At 56.6% G+C, this 9235-nt stretch carries 7 protein-coding genes; 2 read left to right on the top strand and 5 right to left on the bottom strand.

The features are described 5' to 3' along the window. Both ACWJI7_RS13840 and ACWJI7_RS13835 read left to right on the top strand, forming a co-directional pair. Positions 1-1169 (top strand): IS3 family transposase (locus ACWJI7_RS13840; RefSeq protein ID WP_479938764.1); only part of this gene is annotated, 1169 nt, incomplete at its 5' end. A 129-nt stretch (positions 1170-1298) separates the two neighbouring features. After that, complete coding sequence (locus ACWJI7_RS13835) at positions 1299-1829, top strand: hypothetical protein (RefSeq protein WP_479938762.1); 531 nt, start codon at positions 1299-1301, stop codon at positions 1827-1829. 228 nt (positions 1830-2057) lie between these two features. On the opposite strand, the gene ACWJI7_RS13830 is transcribed toward ACWJI7_RS13835, so the two are convergent. The 5 genes from ACWJI7_RS13830 to avs2 all read right to left on the bottom strand — a co-directional run bounded on the left by ACWJI7_RS13830 (position 2058) and on the right by avs2 (position 9133). Continuing rightward, positions 2058-2342, bottom strand: a complete 285-nt coding sequence (locus ACWJI7_RS13830; RefSeq protein ID WP_479938760.1) for a hypothetical protein — start codon at positions 2340-2342, stop codon at positions 2058-2060. A 557-nt stretch (positions 2343-2899) separates the two neighbouring features. Continuing rightward, positions 2900-3136, bottom strand: coding sequence for a hypothetical protein (locus ACWJI7_RS13825; protein WP_479938758.1), 237 nt, complete (start codon positions 3134-3136; stop codon positions 2900-2902). A gap of 291 nt (positions 3137-3427) precedes the next feature. Next, positions 3428-4039, bottom strand: a complete 612-nt coding sequence (locus ACWJI7_RS13820) for a DUF6338 family protein (protein WP_479938757.1) — start codon at positions 4037-4039, stop codon at positions 3428-3430. Positions 4040-4207: 168 nt separating this feature from the next. Then, positions 4208-4543, bottom strand: coding sequence for a type II toxin-antitoxin system PemK/MazF family toxin (locus tag ACWJI7_RS13815; protein WP_479938768.1), 336 nt, complete (start codon positions 4541-4543; stop codon positions 4208-4210). Positions 4544-5008: 465 nt separating this feature from the next. After that, positions 5009-9133 (bottom strand): AVAST type 2 anti-phage system protein Avs2, encoded by a 4125-nt coding sequence (avs2, locus tag ACWJI7_RS13810; RefSeq protein WP_479938766.1) that lies wholly within the window; start codon positions 9131-9133, stop codon positions 5009-5011. Positions 9134-9235 lie beyond the last annotated feature (102 nt).

Genomic DNA, 9235 nt, shown 5'->3' with positions numbered 1-9235 from the left:
TCAAGAGCGGTCAACCTGATTGGCGCGACCCCTCAACCAGATTGTCGTCGGACAGGCTGACCAGCGCCGCGCACCGGCGGATGGTGATCGAGCTGATCGGCGAGGCCAAAGTCGCTGGCGCTGGCCTGGTTAGCGCCTGCCGTGAGATCGGCATTTGCCTGCGCACCCTCAAACGCTGGCGAAAGGCCTTTCTTGGTGATGGGGACGGCATGGACCGCCGTAAAGGCAGTCCCCGCGCGGTCGCTCACCGCCTGAGCGAGGAGGAGCGCCAGCGGATCCTGCTGACTTGCAACCAGCCGGAGTACGCCTCGCTGCCGCCGGGGCAGATCGTGCCTGCTCTGGCCGATCAGGGCCTCTTTATCGGCTCTGAATCGAGCTTCTATCGGGTGCTGCACCTGGCAGGTCAATGCCACCGCCGCGGACGTGCACGGCTTCCTCAGGAACCGCGCTCAGTGCCGCGCCTGAGGGCGGATCGGCCCAATGCGCTCTGGTCGTGGGACATCACCTATCTGCCGACCACGGTGCGGGGCGTGTGGCTGTACCTCTACCTGGTGGTCGACGTGTGGAGCAGAAAGGTGGTGGCCTGGGATGTCGCCGAGGTGGAGTCGGCTGAAATCGCGGCGGATTTGGTACAGCGGGCCTGCCTCAAGGAGCGATACCGCCGCCCCAGCGGCTTTGGCAGCCGGCAGTGCCAACAGGCACCACTGATCCTCCATGCCGACAACGGGAATGCCATGCGTGGAGCCACCTTGGAATCACGGTTGGAGGAGATGGGCGTCCTCCGATCGTTTTCCAGGCCAAGGGTCTCCAACGACAACCCCTACTCAGAGTCCCTGTTCCGAACGGTCAAATACCGGCCCGACTATCCAGGCCGGCCATTCGCCAGCAAAGACGAGGCATGCGAGTGGGTAGCGGCGTTTGTCGACTGGTACAACCTCCGGCACCGCCATAGCGGCATCAAATTCGTGACGCCCCACCAGCGCCACAGTGGAGCCGCCAAGGCCATTTGCCAGCAGCGAGTCGAGGTCTACGAGAAAGCCCGGCGGGCACATCCAACACGCTGGAGCCGAAACACACGCTGCTGGCGCCAAACCGAGGAAGTGTGGATCAACAAGCCACCAGAAGAGCCGGAACCGAACCAGGCTCTATCCTTAATTCAGGCCGCCTGAGTGGCAGCCAAGGAGTGACATCTTCCCTGAAAGTCACCGAGGCCTGAGAGCTATAGACCTGTAGATGAATCCGAATTACAAGCAGTCGCTCACATTGGAACTCAGGACCAATGGTATGAAAGGCGTCAAATGGTACTTGGCAAAGCAAAAGTCTCAGATAAGCTTGATGAGCTAATTCTTGGTGCCAAGCAGAATGAGATATCGCTAGCGGTTTTCAAGCCTGCCAAGGTTATTGATTTCATCGTTGAAAGCGAGGAATCCCGAGAGTGGGATCCCAGGAAGCTCAGTGCAATGCGGGCGCACATCGATCAGCTCTCACTTTTTGATGACAACGAATGGAGAAAGACCTTTAAGGTGATTCCCAAGCTACCTTACAAATTCTCATATCGTTTCGAAGATGCAAATGGTCAGCGTAGCCAGCTGCAAATTCTTGACTGGGAAATAGGTGCACTATTCTGGAACTGCTTGTGGCGAGATCAACGCCAGAATGAGCAAGCAGCGATTGATAAGGTCAGGGGAAAGTACTTTGATGAGTTTGTGAGCAAAGATCTTCACTTCTTTCTCGGAACAACTCTCCAGTTTCATTCTGTTGCCCCTAATCCTTGGTTGATTATTGGCGTCTTTCCTGCGCCCTACCAAATCCAGTTGCCCCTTTTCTAGAGGTGTAGTAGTTCCTGTCTTGCCGCTCCACCGAACGCTGCCCCTGAGTGGCAGGCAGAGAGCCTAGCGGCGTGCACCGGAGTTATAGGGGGCCTGTCCACTCTAGGGGTTTGTTATACCTCCGACCATAATGCCCGTCAGTAACCCCTTCAACCAGACATACCCCCAATGAAGTAGCCAGCCGTTACCAGTACCGCCAATCAATGCAGGACTAACGCAGATTCCTAATCATTTGATCGAAGCCAAATTGATGTAAGGGAAGAACTTCTCATCAAGTCGCTTGAAGTGATCGGGCAGCTTCTTCTTAATCTCAGCCGCGGCTTTGACATGCATGGTTCTATCTTTTCCAACCGGTAGGTCGGAGAAAATCGCCTGATGCATTTCCATTTCTACAGCGTCAACCCATAGAGAATGGAGATATTCTTCAACCTCTCTACCGAATAGAAGTCTTGATCCTTGGGTACCCACTAGAAATGCGTTTTGTGCTTCTTGCGAGGGCTTGCCCTCGCGCATCATTGAAGCTATGAACTTTACAGCTGCTTCGTAAATAGCATATCGCTTTTCAAAGAGATCATATCTCAGTTTCTGACTATTTGTTCTCCACTGTCTCCATGATACATAAGATCCCAGTTACCGCAATTACAGGGGTCAGCAGGGCCTGAGACCAAGGTGTAAGAGTTGTGATGTCCAAGGGTCTTGACGGGGTCTTGGTTTCAGCCTAGGGAGGTATAACGCTCAAGATCAGAAGCGGGCGAGGGGACTTGGGGATTGCAGACTTCCTCCGCTCCCGTCTTCTGTATCTTGATGTTAGGCCTTCAATCGAAGTAGTTGATCATACTCTGCATGACTGCCTATCCAGACCCACACCAATTCTTTGCTGTTTACTTGGACAGCCAATGCTCTGAATCGAAGACCAACTCTGGCCGACCAAAACTTTCCGATCTTCTTGAAGTGGAGCGAAGGATGGCGTGGCTCGGCTTTGAGTAATTTGAAACAACGATCAGCCTGGAGTTTCACCTCTGAAGGGAGTGAGTTATAGCAAGCCCAGAAGCGTGGGCTGGCCCGATGCCTCATAATTCAGAACATCGACCCTTCTGCCTGTCGCTCATTGCCTCATCCGCAAGCCAGTCCAAGTTGCCTGAAGTAATATCGTCCTCGATCTGGTGGTCCCAGTCCGTAGCGTCGAACGACTGGAACCAGGCCCGGAATTCGGCCCGCTGGGCCGGCGGCAGCTGCTGAACTGCAGCCTCAATCTCTTCGAGGGTGCTCATGAGTCCAATAATAGCTGACTTCTCCGGCCGGGACATGGCATCCACCTTGTAGGCCTAACGCTCGCCATCACCTGACCGCAATGGGTTACGCTAAAGCTATCTACATGGGCACAGTAAATCTCAGGTGGCGGTTCAGGTGTATGGCGATGTTATACAGATGTCTCACAGGGAATGCATCAGGGTTCTCTTGGCGGAGGATTTGGTTCGCCTTTCTTCTTGCTTTCTGTAGGCTGATACCCTCGCTCAAGAGGACGAGAACCTTCGCGCTTTGGCTTATCTGAGCCACTTGGCCCAGGTTGATAACCCTCGTCTAGTCTAACTTTCTTGCTAGGGTCGCTCATTGTCTTGTGGATAGGTAACGTGGAAGAATTCGATCGAAGCCAAATCATGACACATAATCAGAGTGCCTGCGGTATTATTCTTTTTTCTTTCGAATCCGCCTTTTTCATTAATGATCCAAGCCTCTTCAAGGTAAAGTCTTTCAGTCGTCCCTGATGTAGACGAAAATGAAAGGCTATCGTATTTTCCTCCCAGCTTTGTCCCATCCTTTAGTGTCACAACTATCCAGTATGGTTTGAGACTCCCAAAAATGTAATCCCAAGGATTTCCTGGGTGTGGCAGGATCCGTTGAATAGCAGGCTGAAGCCTGAGCCACTTGTAAGTAAATGACCAGAGAATCGGGGCAAGCAGCAGCACGAAGACGTAGAATGCTGAGTAAGCAGCTGGATTCGAGACTCGAAGACCACTACTCTCAACTGCTGATATCGGCCAAAGAAGAAGCGCGTAGTTGAAGCAACTAATTGCAATTGCGTCTACTATCAGCTTACTGGAATCTTTTGGTGGCCCCGGAAATAATAGCTCATATACTTTTAGTCCAATAAATCCTGGAATAACAAATGCGATAAACAGTAGCAGTTTGTTTTGCTCCCAGATGTCCATTAGACACAGAGCGTTCGAATCTCTAGCATTCTAGCCTTCGACTCGGCCTGGCGCCATTCTGTATAACGCTCGCCATCACCTGGCCGCAGAGAGTGTGTGTCACGAACCCCCCAGGGGGTCAATGGTGATCGGGGGCGGATCAGGTGAATGGCTGTGTTAGCCAGGCCGCTACACAGCAAACATAGCCTGCAAAATACTGAGCACCTCAATCAGCGTGTCATCGTCAATAACGCCTAGGTGCTTAATCAACCGGTCTCTATCGACAGCCCTGAGCTGATCGGCAACCACATGGCCGTCTTTATCATTAAATCGGCAACCTATGCGAAAAGGATAGGGATGTCCACCTGTTGTAAGTGGCGCAACGATAAACGTACGGAGATGAGCATTCAACTCATCCGGGGAAACGACAACGCACGGCCTCGTTTTCCTGATTTCTGATCCTCGCGTGGGATTAAGGGAAACATGGTAGATATCCCCTCTTGAGACAGCTTCTTCTTTTACCACGACCACTCTTCTTCGTCAAAGCGGGTGCTGCTCATTTCATCGAGAAGACCATCTGGATCGACTGCTGCAGCCGCTTCTGCCCAGCCTGCTCTTGGATGCGCAGAGGGTCTAATAGTCAGCACGCCAGGCGCAGCCTCGATTTCGACCTCATCAGAAAGGCCCGCAACCTCAAGTAACGGCTTCGCGAGACGGATGCCCCGCGAGTTCCCAATTTTCACAAGTTTCGCCCGAACCATGGCGACCTCAGACAGGCGTGCACACATTGTAGCCACTTCTGCCGCCATCAGCCTTTGCCTCAGCTCTGGCTAACGCTCCAGATCAGAAGCGGGCCTGAATCACGGCATAGAATTAAGCATACGCTCCCGTCTTCTGAATCTGGTTGTTGGACGGCGGCAACTCGACAACGGTGTGGTCCTCTCACTGAACTGGGAAAACCCCAGAGGTCTTCGATTGTGGCAAGGTTCGTCATGGCTCACTCCGATATGTGTCGATGAGTCGTGGTCCACTTGGATCATATTCATCCAACATCCGCTTCACAAAACCCTGGAGCTTTCCCCCGTCAAGGACGTAGGCGCCCGAAACGCGCAGAGCTGGATGGTGCGGGCCGTTGCCCCCCGCGTTCAAGATTCGTTTCTCACCGAGGATGGCCCAGCACAGAGTGAGTTGCTCGCACTGCTGGAGATCCTGCAGGGCGTCCGCTCGAAGAAGCAGCGTGCTCGGCCCGGGAGCGCTCGCCGTTGGGTCCTGCGCCACGAGCTGACCCGAAGACGTAATGAAATCGGCACCGCAACCCGCCCACTGAAGGCGGAGCTTGGTCATCAGCTCCTCAACGGGGAGTAGAAGCGTGTAGTCGTCATCCACCGAACAGTCGAAGCCGCTGGTCTCCTTGAGATACTCCACGGCGACTTGCCGAAGCTGCACGGGACAGCCGTGCCTCGGCTGCGTCCAACCATCATCGCCAAAGTACGCATTTTGGAAGTAGCGAGATGCGGGGCCCCATCCATGCTCACCCAGAAACATCCCGGTAACGTGGGGCGGGTCCGGCATCCAGCGCCCCATAAAGTCGACCGTCTCTGCCCACTTCAGGTAAGCATTCGCGTCTGACGTTCGAATTAGGTAGGCGTTCGCGACATACCAGAGTTCGCCCCGCGCCACGTCTGATGGGCGCTGATCTGGTGGCACTTCCTCCTTCCAGTTGAAGTAACCGTGCCCGTTCAACCAGCGCGACCCATCCTCAGGGTTCACGCAGACGAGCAGGTCTTCGATCCTTGGCAGACCCTCGACATTAACAACCCAGTCCTTCGGGCTCGCTTCATGTCCCCATGCGGCGTAGGAAGCGGACCCCCACCAAGCTGGCGCGTGCCCGGCCCATGACGTGCCGCCAGGGATGTCACTGATCGTGCATGACGGGTCGATGTCACGCAGGTGGACCTGCCATGGCCCCTGGTAGCTCTGGTCGCCGTCCTCGCGGAACTCTTCCCGATACTGAAAATGATCGGAGAGGAACGCCATCATTTCGTGGTATGCGATCCACTGATACTTCTTGCCCATGCGTTCAGGCTTCGACGCCGCACGACCGTCGCTGCGCACGACGAAGCGATCGAAATGACCGAAGCGTTCGACAGACCAACCGAAATCGAATACACGCTTTAGGATGTACCGTTGCACTTGGTCGAGAACAAAACCTGGTGGTTGGCTGTTCGTGTGCTGGTTCTCTTCTGCGGCCCTGATCGCGCTCAAGCGCGCTGCATGTTCCGCAGAAAGAATCGCTTCAAGCGAACGCTCGGCATCGTCTCTGGCCTTCCAGAGTGAAACAAGCTCGGGCGGGCAATCCTTCTCAAGTTCCGCTTCGAGGGTTTCCTGATTCGGGATTTCGAGTGTAGGTTGACCGTCGGGCCCTTTTCGTTGATCGAACCACGCGCGAACGAACTCGGAAGAAGCATCGGCATGGGCGACGTCCGCCTGATCAAAAGCCTGCCAGGCTGTCAGCTCCTCTTCCGAGAGGTCAGCGACAAGAGCGCTCACCTGCTCAGCGAGACTAGGAGACGGCATCCACGGTGGCTCTTGAAGTCGGAGCGACAGAAAATCTCGTGATGTTATTGATGAATTTGTACCGATGACGTACCACGCGAAGTCACCGTTCATCACCGATTCTACGATGACATTGCGACTCCACTCAAGGTCCCTGCTCTCGTAGGAACCCCGCGCCCAATCTGGTAGTAGCGGCTTAACTTCCTCCTCGGATGGGATGGACGGCCACTCGCTGTTGTACGGAGGACGAATGAACGCCGAGTCGAAGTTGTTCGTCGAGCCGAGATGGAGTGCTCGCTCCACAACGCCTCGCGCGTAGTCGCGCAAGAGGATGTGCGGCGGCGGACTACCAGATTCGAACACGTGGCTATACACCGCTGCGGCGAGGCCACCGACAGCTGCGGTATCATGGCTCCGCATCACGACTCCATATGCGACGGCGTAGATGCGCTCGGCGACGTACGCGTCATCGACATCCGCGAAGCGGTGTACCAACCGGACCATGCCCGCGAGACGCCCCGTGTAGAGGCTGACGAGAGCCTTTGTCGCACGGTCGCGTAGGAAACGGTGAGAAGTCGTGAGCATCCACGCGAGGGTGATGCCACAGAGGTCAACCACGTCGTCAGCAATGACAAGCGTGTTCCCAATGGCCCATGCCCAGTCGACAATGCGATCTACGGAACCGTGACCTCCCCACGCGCTGTAGAGGTAGGTGCTCCACCACGCGTCACGATCTGCCATCCCATCGCTTCGGAGCCGCCGATCTAGGAAAGACGCGTTCAGCGGGTGCTCCGGAACGGTCGCGACAGTAAGCAAGACCTCCAGCGTCTCGTGCAGGTCATGTTCGCTCACGCAGAGATCGTTGAGCACCTTCCGCGTAGCATCAGATAAGGCCGCAGCGCTCCGCCAGATGAGGCTCTGGAGAAAGGCGTGGCTGGTTCCCCAGCGCGCCGCCAGCTGCGGAGCGAACGTCAGCAGCTCCGTGTGGGTTCGTTCGGCGACCTGAATGAACAAGGCCTCAAGCAGTCCGGGAGGCATGTACTCGTCTGCAATTACAGCGGCAAGGGCGCCATCAGCGGAGAACGCGGCAGCCCAGTCCGGTGGCGCGGGCACTTTGTCGAGGAGGGCCTTCGCGACGAGGTGATCGGCAAGCCGCTCATACGCGACGTAGACGACGTCATGCCGGGTCGTTCCCTCGCGAAGAAGGTAATCCTCTGCAAGGACACCTTCAACGACTAGGCCACGAGAAAGGGAACGCTCGAAGTCTCGGTTCGGAAGAAGCGCGTCAACGACTTGGGCCGCTCGTTCACGCTGCAGCCACCGCTCGTTCGCATCTACCAGCGCTGCCGCAAAAGCATCAACGGCGCGGCGCACGAGCGGCGTTCGAGCATCGTAGCTGAGTTGTTGGGCCAGTCTGGCGTTGACCGCGTCGAGGTATAAGTTGAACACGGCCGAAATCCCGTGGAAGCCGCGAGGAAGCCGCTGGTGACCCTGTTCGTTCAGGCCTCGGCAAAGCGTCTTCAGGAATAGAGGGTTCTGGAACTCGGGCGCGAGGAGCGGAGTCGATGGAAGCTCCAACCCATAGTGGACGAAGAATGTCTTCGTGGCGTCGTACTCGTGCTCGCGAAAGCCGTGATGCGACACGAGCAACGCTCTGTCGCGCACCTCCGATGGGATAACCACGTCCTCGTACGAACTGCGCACCGAAAGAACGACACCAAGCCAGGGAGACCGCTCCACCTGGGCCAGGAATGCGGCCAAGTGAGTCGGCCAAACTGTGCGTCCCGTGCCCTCGTTGATTGCGTCGATGGCGATCAGTGCCCGCTCGCCACTCGCCTGTGCTGACGCCTCTAGCGCCCCGGTGAACTCCTCAGCGGAGAGGCCGGCAAGGTCAAGGTGCTGCAACACCTGGGGCCACGGCGCATCGTTGCTCACGAAGCGTTGACCCATCAGCAAGACGGTCGGCTGGTGTGCCTCAACGCGTCGCGTCACCACATCGCAGAGGAGATGCGTCTTGCCTGTGCCCGCGTTGCCGCGCAGGACAAATGTACTGCTTGCGGCCAACTCGTCAGCTCGGCGCAACGCTTCGGACGCTTCGCGCAACTCGCTCTCCAGGCGTCGCAGGGTGTAGCCGCGCTCCCGAAACGGGTTCGTACGGTATCGGCCGTGACCAGCCTCGACATTGGGCTGCTGCGAGTCATGTTCCTCTGCACGCTTCTCGAGGTGCGCGGCAAGTGCCTGCACCGGCACGCTGGTCGCTTCGATCTTCTCGATGACGCCCGCGAAGGGCAGTGGGCCGGCAGCGACTTGTGAAATGGAACCCAGCGCTTTCAAAACCGACTGAACGGTCTCGCAGAGGCTGGCTGTCATCGCCGCAGTCTCGGCGTCGGCGATTGAGTGCTCTGAGTATCGGGCCCTCAGAAGGGCTTCCCTTAATGGGAGAGCTAAAGCCTGGACACGGTTGAAAAACCTCTGCGTTCTCCCGAACGCATCCAGGTCTTCGGCGATCGGCAGCTCGACGTGTATTTCGGGCGTGTACCGTGGCCCGGCCGCCCTGATCGCCTCGTCGAGGCGCGCAGAGAACCACGCTCCGTCGAAGCCTCGCTTGGGCTTCCCCCGATTTTGTGGACAGGTCTCAGGGGTTCACAGGGATGAGTGTAT

The organism is Cryptocyanus atlanticus LEGE 06306 (assembly GCF_056633155.1).
The sequence above is the reverse complement of the archived record's forward strand: the minus strand, read 5'-3'. Positions and strand labels throughout refer to the sequence as shown.

What these genes read in the sequence shown, in the direction of transcription:
- ACWJI7_RS13835 (WP_479938762.1), top strand. Translation starts at nt 1,299, where the DNA reads ATGGTACTTGGCAAAGCAAAAGTCTCAGATAAGCTTGATGAGCTAATT.
- ACWJI7_RS13830 (WP_479938760.1), bottom strand. Translation starts at nt 2,342, where the DNA reads ATGCGCGAGGGCAAGCCCTCGCAAGAAGCACAAAACGCATTTCTAGTG.
- ACWJI7_RS13825 (WP_479938758.1), bottom strand. Translation starts at nt 3,136, where the DNA reads ATGTCCCGGCCGGAGAAGTCAGCTATTATTGGACTCATGAGCACCCTC.
- ACWJI7_RS13820 (WP_479938757.1), bottom strand. Translation starts at nt 4,039, where the DNA reads ATGGACATCTGGGAGCAAAACAAACTGCTACTGTTTATCGCATTTGTT.